The organism is Klebsiella sp. GB_Kp047, from assembly GCF_040065235.1.
Lineage (GTDB): Bacteria > Pseudomonadota > Gammaproteobacteria > Enterobacterales > Enterobacteriaceae > Klebsiella > Klebsiella quasipneumoniae.
Window position 1 is genome coordinate 133,644 of the sequence record NZ_JBEAJG010000030.1, and the last position, 14,268, is coordinate 147,911.

At 58.3% G+C, this 14,268-nt stretch carries 13 protein-coding genes and 1 pseudogene; 6 read left to right on the forward strand and 8 right to left on the reverse strand.

The features are described 5' to 3' along the window. Positions 1 to 64: 64 nt before the first annotated feature. On the forward strand, positions 65 to 406 hold the full coding sequence (locus ABLV76_RS12450) for an STAS domain-containing protein (RefSeq protein ID WP_004201450.1): 342 nt from the start codon (positions 65 to 67) through the stop codon (positions 404 to 406). Positions 407 to 449: 43 nt separating this feature from the next. On the opposite strand, the gene ABLV76_RS12455 is transcribed toward ABLV76_RS12450, so the two are convergent. Then, positions 450 to 1,277: a cyclic diguanylate phosphodiesterase gene (locus tag ABLV76_RS12455; RefSeq protein ID WP_170923573.1), complete on the reverse strand. Its 828-nt coding sequence runs from the start codon at positions 1,275 to 1,277 to the stop codon at positions 450 to 452. A 93-nt stretch (positions 1,278 to 1,370) separates the two neighbouring features. Next, a pseudogene (locus ABLV76_RS12460) lies at positions 1,371 to 1,985 on the reverse strand (CSS-motif domain-containing protein); the annotation flags it as partial. Positions 1,986 to 2,385: 400 nt separating this feature from the next. Here ABLV76_RS12460 and ABLV76_RS12465 point away from each other — a divergent pair. The 4 genes from ABLV76_RS12465 (at position 2,386) to ABLV76_RS12480 (ending at position 7,172) form a co-directional block, all read left to right on the forward strand. Then, positions 2,386 to 3,402, forward strand: coding sequence for an iron ABC transporter substrate-binding protein (locus ABLV76_RS12465; RefSeq protein ID WP_023317875.1), 1,017 nt, complete (start codon positions 2,386 to 2,388; stop codon positions 3,400 to 3,402). A 21-nt stretch (positions 3,403 to 3,423) separates the two neighbouring features. Next, a complete protein-coding gene (locus tag ABLV76_RS12470; RefSeq protein WP_023317876.1) occupies positions 3,424 to 4,998 on the forward strand; it encodes an iron ABC transporter permease in 1,575 nt (524 codons plus the stop codon). 1 nt (position 4,999) lies between these two features. Beyond that, the gene (locus ABLV76_RS12475) at positions 5,000 to 6,028 is read left to right on the forward strand and encodes an ABC transporter ATP-binding protein (protein ID WP_004201455.1); all 1,029 of its coding nucleotides are present in this window, start codon (positions 5,000 to 5,002) and stop codon (positions 6,026 to 6,028) included. Between the two features lie 244 nt (positions 6,029 to 6,272). Beyond that, positions 6,273 to 7,172, forward strand: a complete 900-nt coding sequence (locus ABLV76_RS12480) for a GGDEF domain-containing protein (RefSeq protein ID WP_348878338.1) — start codon at positions 6,273 to 6,275, stop codon at positions 7,170 to 7,172. A gap of 17 nt (positions 7,173 to 7,189) precedes the next feature. Here the strand turns inward: ABLV76_RS12480 and ABLV76_RS12485 are convergent, their stop codons facing one another. After that, on the reverse strand, positions 7,190 to 8,023 hold the full coding sequence (locus ABLV76_RS12485) for an AraC family transcriptional regulator (protein WP_023317878.1): 834 nt from the start codon (positions 8,021 to 8,023) through the stop codon (positions 7,190 to 7,192). Positions 8,024 to 8,284: 261 nt separating this feature from the next. Here ABLV76_RS12485 and ABLV76_RS12490 point away from each other — a divergent pair, with 261 nt between their 5' ends. Beyond that, the gene (locus ABLV76_RS12490) at positions 8,285 to 9,052 is read left to right on the forward strand and encodes a phytanoyl-CoA dioxygenase family protein (RefSeq protein WP_064150356.1); all 768 of its coding nucleotides are present in this window, start codon (positions 8,285 to 8,287) and stop codon (positions 9,050 to 9,052) included. Positions 9,053 to 9,065: 13 nt separating this feature from the next. Here the strand turns inward: ABLV76_RS12490 and ABLV76_RS12495 are convergent, their stop codons facing one another. The 5 genes from ABLV76_RS12495 to ABLV76_RS12515 are packed head-to-tail and all read right to left on the reverse strand — an operon-like array spanning position 9,066 to position 14,029. Continuing rightward, on the reverse strand, positions 9,066 to 9,407 hold the full coding sequence (locus tag ABLV76_RS12495; RefSeq protein ID WP_004201460.1) for a PTS fructose-like transporter subunit IIB: 342 nt from the start codon (positions 9,405 to 9,407) through the stop codon (positions 9,066 to 9,068). Between the two features lie 15 nt (positions 9,408 to 9,422). Beyond that, positions 9,423 to 10,298: a [formate-C-acetyltransferase]-activating enzyme gene (locus ABLV76_RS12500; protein WP_131080935.1), complete on the reverse strand. Its 876-nt coding sequence runs from the start codon at positions 10,296 to 10,298 to the stop codon at positions 9,423 to 9,425. Then, complete coding sequence (locus ABLV76_RS12505) at positions 10,264 to 12,561, reverse strand: formate C-acetyltransferase (RefSeq protein ID WP_348878339.1); 2,298 nt, start codon at positions 12,559 to 12,561, stop codon at positions 10,264 to 10,266. The genes ABLV76_RS12500 and ABLV76_RS12505 overlap by 35 nt, the downstream gene beginning before the upstream one ends. Before the next feature lie 50 nt (positions 12,562 to 12,611). After that, positions 12,612 to 12,932: a PTS fructose-like transporter subunit IIB gene (locus tag ABLV76_RS12510; RefSeq protein WP_004201463.1), complete on the reverse strand. Its 321-nt coding sequence runs from the start codon at positions 12,930 to 12,932 to the stop codon at positions 12,612 to 12,614. A 20-nt stretch (positions 12,933 to 12,952) separates the two neighbouring features. After that, positions 12,953 to 14,029 (reverse strand): PTS fructose transporter subunit EIIC, encoded by a 1,077-nt coding sequence (locus ABLV76_RS12515; RefSeq protein ID WP_023317881.1) that lies wholly within the window; start codon positions 14,027 to 14,029, stop codon positions 12,953 to 12,955. Positions 14,030 to 14,268 lie beyond the last annotated feature (239 nt).

Here is a 14,268-nt window from a genome sequence, read left to right on the forward strand (position 1 = left end):
AGAGAACACATGCCGAACAGAGCAGGGACGCGTCGACGGTTATCAGCCAACATTGAGGATGAACATGAACGTTGAATTACATACTGAGCAGGGCGTCAAGGTCATTGTCCCCCTGGTTCGCCGGCTGGATGCTTCCGTCGCATCAGCGTTTAAGCAGCAGGTTCTTGAGGCTCTTGACGGTCAGACGAAAAACCTGGTGCTGGACCTGAGCCACGTCGATTTCATCGACAGTAGCTGCCTGGGCGCCCTGGTATCCATTCTCAAGAGCGTCAGTGGGCAGGGAGAGCTGGTGCTCTGCTCGGTCAATGGGACAATCCAAAACCTGTTCAAGCTCACCCGCATGGATCGCGTCTTTTCGATTAAAGAGACTCGTCAGGATGCACTGAACCTGTTGACTGCGAAATGACGCTCAGGCAGGCCTGGAAGGCCGCGGATTATCGATCGCCCGTTCATTCTTCGATAATCCGCGCCTTTGGTTTGCTCAGCAGAAGCATCACCAGCGCGACGTAGGGCATCGGCTTCCAGAAAAAGTAGCCCTGCAACAGATGAATATTCTGGCGATTGAGATACTCAAGCTGAGCCTGAGTTTCGACGCCCTCGGCAATGATGCGCAGTGACAGCGTCCGCGCCATCTCTATCACGCAGTCCAGCAGTTTGCTTGACGGCGCCTCGTCAGTCACCCGGCCGACAAAACTCTGATCGATTTTGATATAGTCGAAAACCAGCTCATGCAGATAGGAAAGCCCGGAATAGCCGGTGCCAAAGTCGTCCAGCGCGATGGAAAACCCGCGGGAGTGTAATGCGTTGAGCTTGTCGACAACCGCCTCGTTGAGCAACAGCGGCTCCTGTTCGGTGATCTCCAGCATCAGCTTCACCGCTGTGCCCTCAAAGCCGCGCTGAAAGTGCAGGCAGTCATCGATAAACGACGGGGCGTTGATATGTGATGCGCTGATATTGACGCCGATATGAAACCCGTCCGGCAGCTTACTGAAGATCGGCCTCATCTGGGCGGCGACCTGCGCCATCAGGCTACAAGTGAGTGGGATAATCAAGCCGGTACGCTCGGCCAGCGGAATAAATTCAGCGGGCGAACGCCACTGCGCCGTGGTGTTTGGCCAGCGGGCAAGGATTTCCACGCCATAGATCTCTCCGGTTTTCCCGTTCACCAGCGGTTGATAGTAGGGAACGATAGCGCCCTGAGCGATGGCGTAGCGCAGCCTCTCCTCTTCTGAGGTATAGACATTGAGGTATTTGCGCAACAGAAAATAAAACAGCAACGAAACAGAGAAAATAAAAATCAGCAGCCCGGACCCATTATGAAATAAGCGGCTGGGGCTAAAAAAAGGCGACTCAGGATAGGCAATGTGAAATGGATAGTCTGGTGAGCTAAAAATATCCTGGTTCGGACCAGCGTTGAGTGGCTTCACATCGCCATATCTGGCAATCATTTGATTGTGAACCAAAAGCGCCAGCCCGCCGTTATCCTCATCGCTATACAAGGCATCGCGCAAATGGATATCGCTGATGCTGACAATGACTCTTACCTGCGCCGAACGAGTGTGATAGATCAGCACTGGCCGCTTATTCACCATCATTCTGGCGGGCATCAGCTGCAGTGGCTCATCGGGTAAAGACTCAGGATGGAGCATCAGTACCCGATTGCCCGGCAGCGACGAGCACCACACCTGGCCCTGTTTTACCAGCACAATTGTGCGCAGATGCGGCTGCAGGGCGGCCTCGGTCCCGAGCTGAAACTGGCCCTGCACGGAGCAACCGCCGCGGCTAACGTTCATCGCCGTCATCGTTGCTGCGCGGGCCTCATCCAGAATAACGGCGATTTTCTTTGCCGCCTGACGGGCGGTGGCGACATGCGAGGCCTGATCGGAATGCCACAGTTGCCAGTTTATTACGAACACGCCAGCCAGAAATACCACCAGCGCCAGGGAAAAGGCAATCCATGCGTTTCGTCGCTTTATCTCTTTCATTTGTTGGGCATGCAATGGTGTTTGTGCATAAAGTGAACCATCTCTCTGGCAGTAAAGGCTTTTCTATGATCGTAGAAGGGAGATAACTTCCGCGATGACGGTGCATCATAAAAATATGATCGCTATCACAATACCTGCCGACAAAGGCCGGTTATATCGCGTTGACGCTACGTACCTCTTCTGCCGGTAATAAAAATAAAAAATTAATGTTTTCTTAATATATTTTTCTGGGCCGGCTGGTTATTAGCATTTTCCAGTCCGTAGTGGCGTGCTTGCGCTATTTTTTGCTTTTTTAAGTTTATGATAATTGTTTTCATTATCATTCTTTTTTTGCTGTGATTTAATCCTCTCCGCTCAGGCTATTTACCATTAATTTCCCTGGTTCATTAAGGATGCGTTCATGAAATCTCGCTTATCGCCCCTCTGTACGGCAGCGCTGGTTGCCGCTTCTCTGTTTCTGGCGCCGCAGGGGATGGCGGCTGACGGTCAGGACGGGATTGTGGTCTACAACGCCCAACACGAAAATCTGGTGAAGTCGTGGGTGGATGGATTTACGAAAGAGACTGGTATTAAAGTCACGCTGCGCAATGGCGATGACAGCGAGCTGGGTAATCAGCTGGTTCAGGAAGGCGCCGCGTCGCCAGCTGATGTGTTTCTGACCGAGAACTCACCGTCGATGGTGCTGGTTGATAACGCCAAACTTTTTGCCCCGCTGGATGCGGCCACCCTGCAGCAGGTTCCGGCACAATATCGCCCTCAGCACGGTCGCTGGATTGGCATCGCCGCGCGTAGCACCGTGTTCGTCTATAACCCGGCAAAAATCAGCGAGGCGCAGCTGCCGCACTCGCTGATGGATCTGGCAAAACCGGAGTGGAAGGGCCGCTGGGCGGCTTCGCCATCGGGGGCTGATTTCCAGGCTATCGTCAGCGCGATGCTGGCGCTGAAGGGTGAGCAGGCGACCCTCGACTGGCTGAAGGCGATGAAAACCAACTTTGTCGCCTATAAAGGCAACAGCACGGTGATGAAAGCGGTCAACGCCGGGCAGATCGACGGCGGAGTGATCTATCATTACTATCGCTTCGTTGACCAGTCAAAAACCGGCGAGAACAGCAAAAACACCCAACTGTATTACTTCAAACACCAGGATCCGGGGGCCTTCGTCAGCATTTCCGGCGGCGGCGTGCTGGCCTCCAGCAAACATAAAGCACAGGCGCAGGCCTTTATTAAATGGATCACCGGTAAGCAGGGACAGGATGCGCTGCGCACCAATAACGCCTTCGAATATGCGGTGGGGGTAGACGCGGCCTCTAACCCGAAACTGACCCCGCTGAAAGATCTGGATGCCCCGAAGGTGGAACCTTCCTCGCTGAACAGTAAAAAGGTCATTGAACTGATGACGCAGGCTGGCCTGCTCTGATCCTGAGGAAGTGATGTTGCTATGTCTGTTCTGAGTCTGTCGCTCGGAAAGAAAACAGGACGCCTGCCTGAGCGCAGGCGTCCTGCATTTCCGATGGTTGCCTTAGCGCTCCTGTTTTCATTGCTGGCGCTGTTGCCGTTAGGGTTTGTGGTGGCGGTCGGATTCGATACCGGCTGGCCGACAATCAAAGCGCTGGTCTTTCGCCCGCGGGTAGGCGAACTGCTCAGCAATACCCTGTGGCTGACGGTGCTGACTGTCCCCATCAGCATTGTGCTTGGCGTGACGCTGGCCTGGCTGACGGAACGTACCGCGCTTGCCGGGCGGCAGCTGTGGTCGGCGCTGGCGGTAGCCCCGCTGGCCATTCCGGCCTTTGTCCAGAGCTACGCCTGGATCAGCGCTGTGCCCTCGCTGCATGGCCTGGGCGCTGGGGTGTTTCTCTCGGTGCTGGCCTACTATCCGTTTATCTATATGCCGGTGGCGGCCGTGCTGCGCCGACTCGATCCCACCCTTGAGGATGTCGCCGCGTCGCTGGGCACGCCGCCGTGGAAAGTGTTTTTCCGGGTGGTGCTTCCGCAGCTGCGGCTGGCCGTCTGCGGCGGTGCGCTGCTGGTGGCCCTGCATCTGCTGGCGGAATATGGTCTGTATGTGATGATCCGCTTCGATACTTTCACTACCGCCATTTACGATCAGTTCCAGTCGACCTTCAGCGGTCCGGCCGCCAATATGCTGGCGGGCGTGCTGGCTCTGTGCTGTCTGGCGATCCTGCTGCTGGAGAGCGCTTCGCGTGGTAAAGCGCGCTATGCGCGTATCGGCGCCGGGGCGGCGCGCGAGCAGAAGCGCCTGGTGCTGGGGAAAGGGGCCGCCTTCGGCGCGCAGCTGCTGCTTCTGCTGCTGGTGCTGCTGGCGATGGGGGTGCCGTTGCTGGTCCTGGGGCGCTGGCTGTGGCTGGGCGGTATCGATAACTGGCTACATGCCGATCTGTGGCATTCCCTGCGCCAGACTCTGTTGCTGGGGGCGGGCGGGGCGCTGCTGACGACGGTCTGCGCGATCCCCATCGCCTGGCTCGGCGTGCGCTATCCGCGTCCGCTGTTCCGCCTGCTGGAGGGGTGTAATTACATCACCAGCTCGCTGCCCGGCATTGTGACCGCGCTGGCGCTGGTCACCGTCACCATCCACTATGCCCGTCCGGTGTACCAGACCGAAGTGACGCTGTTTCTGGCCTATTTGTTAATGTTTATGCCGCGGGCGCTGATTAACCTGCGCGCCGGTATCGCCCAGGCGCCGGTGGAGCTGGAAAACGTCGCCCGCAGTCTCGGACGCAGCCCGGCCCGCGCCCTGTGGAGTATCACCATGCGACTTGCCGCCCCGGGGGCGGCCGCCGGCGCCGCGCTGGTGTTCCTTGGCGTCAGCAATGAGCTTACCGCCACGCTGCTGCTCTCGCCGTTAGGCACCCGCACGTTGTCGACCGGCTTCTGGGCGTTAACCAGCGAGATCGACTATGTGGCGGCGGCGCCCTACGCGCTGTTGATGATCATCATTTCGCTGCCGCTGACGGCGGTTCTCTATATGCAGTCGAAAAAAATGGCAGGGTTGTAACATGCTGGAATTGTCTTCTGTTTCGAAATCCTTCGCCGATGCGCAGGTCCTCGATAATATTCATCTTCAGGTGGCTCCGGGTAGCCGGACGGCAATTGTGGGTCCGTCGGGTTCGGGAAAAACCACGCTGCTGCGCATCCTTGCCGGTTTCGAAACGCCCGACAGCGGACGCATCGTGATGCACGGCGCGCCTCTGTTTGCCGAGGGCGTGTTTGTTCCTGCCCACCAGCGACGGATCGGCTACGTTCCGCAGGAGGGGGCGCTATTTCCTCACCTCAATGTCGCGGACAATATCGCCTGGGGGCTGGACGCCAGCCGCGAGGAAAAACGTCGCCGGGTGGGCGCACTGATGGAGATGGTCGCCCTTGACCATAGCCTGGCGCGCCACTGGCCGCATGAGATCTCCGGCGGCCAGCAGCAGCGTGTGGCCCTGGCTCGCGCCCTGGCCCAGCAGCCGGCGCTGATGCTGCTCGATGAGCCCTTTTCTGCCCTGGACACCGGACTGCGCGCCAGCACACGCAAAGCGACCGCCGATCTGCTGGCGGAGACCGGCATCGCCTCGATTCTGGTGACTCATGACCAGACCGAAGCGCTGTCGTTCGCCACACAGGTGGCGGTGATGCGCCAGGGACGTTTCGCCCAGGTGGGTACCCCGCTGGCGGTTTACTCGCAGCCGGTGGACGAAGAGACAGCGTTGTTTCTCGGCGATGCCCTGATCCTCCCCGCACGGCTGAGCCCCGGGCGGGCCAGCTGCGCGCTGGGCGACCTGGCGACAGACGCAGCGCATCCTGCTGGTGAAGGTAAGGTGATGTTGCGTCCGGAGCAGCTGAGCGTCAGCGTGAGCGGACCACAGGAAAGTACCGCCACCATCCGCGATGTTGATTTCTCCGGCCAGCTCTCCACGCTGACGCTGTCGATGTCCGGGCACGATCGGCCGATTGTTCTGCGAACCGTAAGCCAGCCGGCGTGGCAGCCAGGCGCGACGGTGCGACTGACGGTCAGCGGCAAGGCGCGCGTGTTCAGCGGCTAATCTCTGAGCAGGCGCCGCCGGATATCGGTGGCGCCGCACGGAAAGCTAATCAACTGGCGGATTTAGCCGATAGTATCCGCGCCACTGACCTCGTCGCCATGGAGTGGTAGTACGTTGGAACAATTCCGCGGGGTCAGTCTACCTCACCGCCGTTTTGTCGGCGCGTCGCTTTTTCATTCGTCCCGCTGCGCTTAACTGCTATCCTGTCCCGCGATCGGCCCTGTTGTTACCGTGAGACATCGTTATGCCTGAATGCCATACTCCTGCGAATCGCTCCATTCCGTCCGCTTTGGCGCGGGGTACGTTGCTGCCTGCGCTGCTGGTCATCGTCGCCGTCGCTGTCGGCTGTGCGCTGGTGTCGCCGCCGATCGGCACGTGGCGTGAGATCCTGGCCAACCCCGGGCTCTATATCGATTTGCTGGCGCTGCTGTTTCTGGTGTTTATGCTGTGGAGCTCAGCAAAGGTGCGGATGAGCCATATCGCCGTCAACTGGGTGCGCTATGGGCTGCTGCTGTGGATTGCTGGCGGCACGTTCGATGTGATGGATGAGATAGTGGTTCAGCCGCGCTGGATGGGTTATTACTGCGAAGATCTGCTGCGCCTCTCCGGGATGCTGCTGACCGTGGTGGGCGTCTACAAAATTATTGAGCGCATCAACCTGTTGTACGTTGATGCGCGCTCGCAATCACTGAAGGACGAGCTCACTCAGTTGCCCAATCGCCGTTTTTTCATCGATACCATTCGCGAAAAGTCCGGGCATGCGCTGGGGCTCATGATTCTGGATATCGATTTTTTCAAGAAAATCAATGATACCTGGGGCCACCTGGTGGGGGATGAAGTGTTATTTCCCCTGGGGAAACAGCTGGCGAAACTGACCAGCGAGCAGGTCCTGCCGGCGCGTATTGGTGGGGAAGAGTTTGCCATTATCGTCGATGGCCTGTCGGAGCCTGAACTGCACGCCCTGGCGCAGTCGATCCTCGACAATGCCCGCACCATCCTGATCAATCATCAGGCGCCGCTGTCGATCAGCATTGGCGTGGGAACCTGGCGGCCGGGTGAAGCGCAGGAGACGTTTATCCGCAAAGTCGACGAGGCACTGTACAAGGCCAAGCACAACGGGCGTGGGCGCGTGGAGTGGGCGTAATATTCCGACACGGCAGGTTAGGTCTGCTGCGCGCTGCGGCAGTGTCGCCGATACTCTGACGGCGAACGCTCGGTGTAGCGTTTGAAGACCCGGCAAAAATAGTTGCTGTCGACAAAGCCGCAGTTATGGGCGATCTCTTTCACCTTCAGGTCGTAGCCGCGCAGCAGCTGTTTTGCCTTTTCCAGACGCACCCGGGTCAGATATTCGTTAAATCCCACCGAGCCTGATTTCTGAAAAATATGCGAAAGATAGTTGGGCGTGATGTGAAAACGTCTGGCCACCGATTCCCGCGTCAGCGGCAGGCTAAGATTTTCCTCGAGGTAGTCCTGAACGGCGAGAAACAGATCCCGGCTGCGACTGACGCGCATTTCCAGCCCAACCAGCTGTTCGCGACAGTGACTCAGCAGCGCGGCGACCACCAACCGCGCGGTCAGCGGATCGGGCTGCAGGCTGACTTCGTTCAGGCTCAGCAACAGGTAAGAGCCCACGCGCGGTCCAAGGCGGGCAACGCTTTGCTTTTCCGTGTGCAGGCTTTTCCCGTCCCAGCGCTGAATACTGAACCCCAGCTTCTGTCGACCAAACAGAATACTCAGGGTGGTGGCCGGGCCGGTCCACTGCGGCAGCGTCCATTTTCCCGCCTGCACGTACAGCACCTGTAAAGTGGTTAACGTCGAGGCGGCCAGTGGCAGCCCCTGTTCACTGAGCTGGCCCTCCAGCACTATTTCCAGACGCGGAAACGGCACGTTGAGGGCGAGGGCAGGGACGGAGATATCCGGCTCAGGAAATCTCACCTGTAAATGATCTTTTTGACTGATTAACCGATGCAGAATATCTGGCAGATCTTCAATCATTCTTTGCCCTCAGCATGCGCATTATCCTGTTGATGGTAATCTATTTTTTATCCCCAGACAGCGTTTGTTTCGTCAATTTGCGCAGCGAATTCCCTGCCAGGCGCCGCGCATGCATCGCCGGAGAGGCGATTGTTGATGCCCATCACACTTCGGTGGCTCGCGTACGTATGTCCAGTTTTTCGTAGCGCTCGCCTCCTGTCATGCCGCGGATGGACCAGTAGAGTTTGTTTGTGTTATCGAAACGTTAAAAAGGAACGCAAAATGAACTCACCATCGGCTAGTTTTCTCGATGCGTTAGGCGCCAGTCAGGTGCTTAGTGCGCAAATGAAACATGAACTCGACACCCTCGGCTACACCGTCGTGCATAACGTCGTTGACGCCCAGTGGCTGAGCGAAATGCGCCGGCTAATTGATACCCTGGTTGAGCGTGAAGGCGACAATCTGGCGATGGAACACCATCAGGAAGCGACTGCGACGCGGATCGCCAACCTGGTGAATAAGGGGGTTATCTGGGAGAAAGTCTGGTCCCACCCGCTGATCCTCTCCGCCTGCCGCTATATCTTCAACGGTGATTTTAAAGTCTCCAGCCTTAATGCGCGTGAGGCGCTGTATAACGGCGGTCACCAGCCGCTGCACGCCGACTGGAAAAAGCCGCGCCCGGATTTTCCCAAAGTCCACCTGGTGAATACCATCTGGGCGATAGACGATTTAAGCGCCGCTAACGGCGCGCCGCGGATTATCCCTGGAACCCACCTGCGGCCGGAGTTGCCGGAAGAAGTCTTGGACGACCCGGAACAGGCCCACCCAGACGAGATTGTGTTTGCTGCGCCGGCCGGCAGCGTGATGATCTACAACGCCCACGCCTGGCACGGCGGTACCCGTAATCGTGAGGGTAGCCGACGACGCGTGCTGCATGGGTTATATATCGATCGCGCGGATACGCCGCAGCAGGACCAGCGGCGCTGGCTGACGCCGGAAACGGCAAGCCGCCTGACGCCAGCGCAAAAGTGGCTGCTGGATGTAGAGTAAGACTCGTCGCCGGTCAGGGAAGTTCTACATAGACGACCGGCTTTTTCATGATGCTTTTCACGGCCTCGACGATCTGCTGCGGCTGCAGCAGGAAGCTCTTGATGCTGGTTTTAATCGTCCGCAGGCCGCTAAAGCGCTGGGCGTCGTCAATTTCGATATCCGTCACCAGCAGCACCACTTCGGCGCGGGCGATATCTTCTGCGGTAATGCGATTTTCAACGCCGAGCGCGCCCTGGGTTTCCACCTTCAGGTGCCATTTTTCATGATGACCGACCTTTTCCAGTCGTTCGGCAGCCATATAGGTGTGCGCCACCCCGCTGACGCAGGCGGTGACGGCGACAATATTGAAGTCCATAACATCCTCCTGGCGTTAACCGCCGATAGTGACGTGGAATCCGGCCGCTTCGGCCATTATCCGATAAGGTTGAATGTCCGCTTCGCCAGGCGCTTTCACGCTGGCCAGCGTCCAGGGTTTGCCCAGCAGACGGTATTTTGGCTCGCCATATTGATGAAACGGCAACAGGTGCATTTCTTTTAGCGCGAACGGCGCGAGAAACGCCAGTATCTGGCGAAAATTATCCACGCTCATGGTGTAACCCGGGATCAGCGGCACTCGCGGGATCAGATTGATGTTTCTTGTCGCCAGCTGGCGAAAATTGTCCAGTACCCGCGGCTGATTCATTCGCAGCAGCGACCGCGCCAGCTCAGGATCCATGATTTTAAAATCAAACAGCACTTCGTCGCTGGATTCAGCCACCGGCAGCAAACGGTCAAAGGCGCCGTCGCCGGCGGTCTCGATGGCGGTGCGGATCCCCCACTGGCGCAGGCGCTGAAGAAAACGGGCGGCAAACCCGGCCTGCATGAGCACCTCCCCGCCGGAGAGGGTGACACCGCCGCCGGAGGCGCGGAAGAAGACTTCATCTTTGAGCACCTCCTGAAGGAGGTTCTCCAGCGTCACGTCGCGACCGATCTGCTCCCATGCCCCGGAGGGACACTCGGCGACGTCCTGCAGACAGCGGGCGCAGCCCAGACATTTGCTCTGCCGGCGCAGGGTCTGGATCTTCGGCGACATTGACTCCGGGTTGGCGCACCACGGGCAGGTGTGGGGGCAGCCTTTGAAAAAGACCACCGTGCGGATCCCCTGACCATCGTTGAGCGAGTAGCGCTGCAGGTTAAAAATACGCGCCCGATCGGCGCGCGTCTCGATCACCTCACAGCTGATGCGCGGTGCGGCGGATGATGTCATCCTGAATCTCCTTCGACAGCTCAACAAAGAAGGCGCTGTAGCCCGCGACGCGCACCACCAGGCCGGCAAAGTCCTGCGGCCGCTGCTGCGCTTCACGCAGGGTGTCGGCATTGACCACGTTAAACTGAATATGCTGCAGCTTGAGCTTGCAGAAAGCCTGTAAAAAGTCTGCCAGCTTGTTCAGCCCGCCGTCGCCGGCCAGCGTTGCCGGGGTGAATTTGACGTTAAGCAGCGTACCGTTCGACAGCAGATAGTTATCCAGCTTGCTGACCGATTTCAGCACCGCCGTCGGCCCCTGAGCATCCTGACCGACCATCGGCGACAGGCCGCCGTCCGCCAGTTGTTCGCCGGCCAGCCGCCCGTCCGGGGTAGCCCCCACCACCGAGCCCAGCGGCACATGCGCCGAGACGGTATAGGAGCCGGGAGTAAAATGGCCGCCGCGCGGGTTCAGGTACTGCTCCACCTCTTTGCAGTAAAAGCGCAGCAGATCGGCGCTAATATTATCGACTTCGTCGATGTCGTTACCGTACTTCTCAAAACGGTTAATCAACCGGGCGCGGATCTTTTCCCCCTCCGGCGTGCGGAAGTTGGCCTTCAGGACCGCCATCAGTTGGTCAAAACTGAGACGCTGCTGATCGAAAACCATCCCCTTCAGGGCGTGCAGTGAATCGCTCAGGTTGGCGATCCCGATGCCCTGGACGCCGGAAAAGTTATAGCGCGCGCCGCCGGCGGTGATATCTTTGCCGTGCAGGACGCAATCTTCAATGAACGAGGAGAGCAGGGGGACCGGCGCCCAGTCGCGATGGCCGATATCGCAGATATTGCTGCCCTCGACCATCAGCTTGATGTAATAACGAATTTTGTCACGGATCTGACTGATAAGTCCTTCCCAGCTGACATCAGGTTGCCCTTCATTTTCCTGCAGGACCAGTTCCATAACCTTCAGCAAGTTGAACATGGCGATATCATGCAGGCCGTAGGTGCGGCCAGGGATCGACAACTCGACGCAGCCGACCACCGCGTAGTCGCGGGCGTCTTCCAGCGACACGCCGCGATTGAGGAAGGCGGGGACCACCACCTCGTCGTTGAAAATCTGTGGAATGCCGGTGCCCAGGCGGATGGTTTCAGCGGTTTTACGCAGGAACGGGCGGTCAATCAGCTCGTTGACCCGCACGCCAAGATTCGGCTGCGGCAATTGCACGTTCTGATAGGCATCAAGGCATAAAAACGACAGCGCATTGACCGCGCTGCGCCCGGTTTCCGTCAGTCCGCCGAGCAGGGCAGTGTAGCCGGTGGGAAAACCAGCGAAATAGCGCGCGCTGCTCGAGGAGCGCAGCAGCACGATATCGTTGCATTTCACCCACAGCGACTCCAGGAGCTCCCTGAGATACGCCGGATCCTGACCCTCATTCAGCGACGCCTGATAAAACGGCAGCATATACTGATCAAAACGCCCCAGTGAAATTGAGCTGGCGTTGGATTCGTACTGCAGAATGATGTTCATATACCAGAACAGCTGGCAGGCCTGGGGGAAGTCCGTTGGCCGGTGCTCCGCGTTGTGGCGCGAAATAGCGGCGATGGTTAACAGCTCCTGCTGACGCTGCGGGTCCTGACAGTGCCCAGCCATCTCCTCGGCCAGCGCGGCGTAGCGCAGAATATGGCGCCGGGAGGCTTCCAGCAGGGTCAGCACCGCCTGATAAAAGTGGTTCCCGGGTTGCTGCTCGCAGTGGGCTTTTAGCTCCGCCACCAGCGCCCCGAGGCCATGATTGAGCAGACGCGGATAGTCGATGATGATATGGCCCTGGCCCTTATCGGTCTGGTTCACGCTGAATATCTGGGTGCTGACGGCGGCCTTGACCTCGTCGGTCATCTGGCCGTTGATAAAATCCTTCATTGAGCGCTTTTCCCAGTAGGGGAACAGCGTTTCGCGGTATATTTGCTTATCTTCTTCGCTTATCGCGAAGCGGTCCTGCGGCCGGGTCGGAAAGGCGTCGAGTTCGTTGAGCAGCCAGTAGGGATCCATCTCCGGCGACATAATGCCTGCCCGCGGTTTGATGGTCCGGTTGCCGGCAATCAGTTCATCATCACGAATCGAAATGTCTACCTTATCGAGGATCCAGGCGGTGGCCTTCGCCCGGCGAATAATCACCGGTTCGCCCTCCGTTTGCTGATGACTGGCGGTATACAGCAGAGCGCGCTCCAGGGAGATTTCGCGCGGCTGGGCGAACAGGCTGGCTTTCAGGCGTTGAGTACGATTCGTCATGACAAACTCCATGTGGTGGCGAAGGGCGCGAGGGCGCCCCTTGTAAGGCTTCAGGTACGCTGAGAAAGATGGCTGTCTATCTTGTTCATGATGGCGTCGGCGCGCTTGACCGCATCGCTGATATTGACGCGCACGATAGTTTTCCCGGCAAAACGCTCTTCGAATTTGATACCGATATCTTTGGTCAGGATGACCATATCGGCGGCGGCGATCTCTTCGGCGGTCAGTTCGTTTTCAATGCCGATTGAGCCCTGGGTTTCGACTTTAACCTGCCAGCCTTTGGCTTTGGCGGCGCTTTCCAGCGACTCGGCGGCCATGTAGGTGTGAGCCACGCCCGACGGGCAGGCGGTGACAGCGATAATGTGGGTCATAATCTGTTCCTTCCAGTCTGTTAGTTAATTTCGAAATCAAGATCTAATTCGTCGTCGGCTTTAGCGTCAGACGATTTCTTTTTAGCCAGCGCTTTCAGCACAATGACGCAGGCGGCGCTGACGCAGGCACCGACCAACAGCGCGGCGATAAAGCCAAGTTTGCCCTGGACCACCGGCAGCACGATGAGCCCGCCCCAGCCGGCGTAACACTGGGCCCCCAACAGCGCCGCGGTGACGCAGCCGCTGGCAGCGCCAATCATATTGGCCGGAATAACGCGCAGCGGGTCGGCAGCGGCAAAGGGAATCGCCCCTTCAGTGACCCCGACGCAGCCCATCACCAGCGCCGCTTTGCCGGTTTCCCGCTCTTCGGCGGTGAAATATTTACGGCCGATCAGCGTCGCCAACCCCATCCCCAGCGGCGGCACGGCGATGCCGACGGCGGCGATAGCCACCACGCTGTAGACCCCCTGCGAGACGCAGATCAACATGAAGGCGTAGGCCACTTTGTTCACCGGGCCGCCCATATCAAAGGCCAGCATCAGGCCCATAATGATGGCCAGCACCACGATGCTGCCTTCACGCATACCCTGCAGCCAGCCGGTCAGGTTAGCGGTTAGCGCGCCCACCGGTTCGCCGAGCCCCCACATCATGATCCCGGCGGTAATAAAGGTGCCGATGATGGGAATAATGAAAATCGGCATCACCGAGCGCAGCACCTTGTGGACCGGTATTTTTTTCAGGTAGTAGACCACCAGGCCGCCGATCATGCCGGCGATCAGCGCGCCGAAGAAGCCGGCGCCGAAGCTGTTGCCCACCCAGGCGCCGATGGCGCAGGGCGCCAGCGCGGCGCGGTCGGCGATGGAGTACCCGATGTAGGCGGCGAGAAAAGGGACCATCAGCGTCAGCCCGGCGACGCCGATGTCAAACAGCTTCTTCAGGTTGGGATCGGTGGCGGCATCGGGAACTGCGCCTTTGCCATACAACATGACGGACACCGCCAGCAGGATCCCACCGGAGACCACAAAGGGGATCATGTGTGACACGCCGGTCATCAGATGCTGGCGGGTATTTTTTAGTATTTGCACCAGTTCGTTCATTGTTTGCTCCTGAGCGCTGTAGGGCCCGTGACAGTATTGATGGCTCAACATTAGAAAAAGGTCGCCGCATAAAACAGTAGAGAAAAAGTGCATTTACTGGACATTTGTAAGGTTAGAAAGGAATTGCGATCCACCTCAAATCTTAGTGATGGCAGGAAGGATGGGCGCTAAATGGATGGAATTGTGATGGCGGGCATAAAAAAGTATCGTGTGTACAATAGTCCAGTAATTGCCAGTTT

What these genes read in the sequence shown, in the direction of transcription:
- ABLV76_RS12450 (WP_004201450.1), top strand. Translation starts at nt 65, where the DNA reads ATGAACGTTGAATTACATACTGAGCAGGGCGTCAAGGTCATTGTCCCC.
- ABLV76_RS12465 (WP_023317875.1), top strand. Translation starts at nt 2,386, where the DNA reads ATGAAATCTCGCTTATCGCCCCTCTGTACGGCAGCGCTGGTTGCCGCT.
- ABLV76_RS12470 (WP_023317876.1), top strand. Translation starts at nt 3,424, where the DNA reads ATGTCTGTTCTGAGTCTGTCGCTCGGAAAGAAAACAGGACGCCTGCCT.
- ABLV76_RS12475 (WP_004201455.1), top strand. Translation starts at nt 5,000, where the DNA reads ATGCTGGAATTGTCTTCTGTTTCGAAATCCTTCGCCGATGCGCAGGTC.
- ABLV76_RS12480 (WP_348878338.1), top strand. Translation starts at nt 6,273, where the DNA reads ATGCCTGAATGCCATACTCCTGCGAATCGCTCCATTCCGTCCGCTTTG.
- ABLV76_RS12485 (WP_023317878.1), bottom strand. Translation starts at nt 8,023, where the DNA reads ATGATTGAAGATCTGCCAGATATTCTGCATCGGTTAATCAGTCAAAAA.
- ABLV76_RS12490 (WP_064150356.1), top strand. Translation starts at nt 8,285, where the DNA reads ATGAACTCACCATCGGCTAGTTTTCTCGATGCGTTAGGCGCCAGTCAG.
- ABLV76_RS12495 (WP_004201460.1), bottom strand. Translation starts at nt 9,407, where the DNA reads ATGGACTTCAATATTGTCGCCGTCACCGCCTGCGTCAGCGGGGTGGCG.
- ABLV76_RS12500 (WP_131080935.1), bottom strand. Translation starts at nt 10,298, where the DNA reads ATGACATCATCCGCCGCACCGCGCATCAGCTGTGAGGTGATCGAGACG.
- ABLV76_RS12505 (WP_348878339.1), bottom strand. Translation starts at nt 12,561, where the DNA reads ATGACGAATCGTACTCAACGCCTGAAAGCCAGCCTGTTCGCCCAGCCG.
- ABLV76_RS12510 (WP_004201463.1), bottom strand. Translation starts at nt 12,932, where the DNA reads ATGACCCACATTATCGCTGTCACCGCCTGCCCGTCGGGCGTGGCTCAC.
- ABLV76_RS12515 (WP_023317881.1), bottom strand. Translation starts at nt 14,029, where the DNA reads ATGAACGAACTGGTGCAAATACTAAAAAATACCCGCCAGCATCTGATG.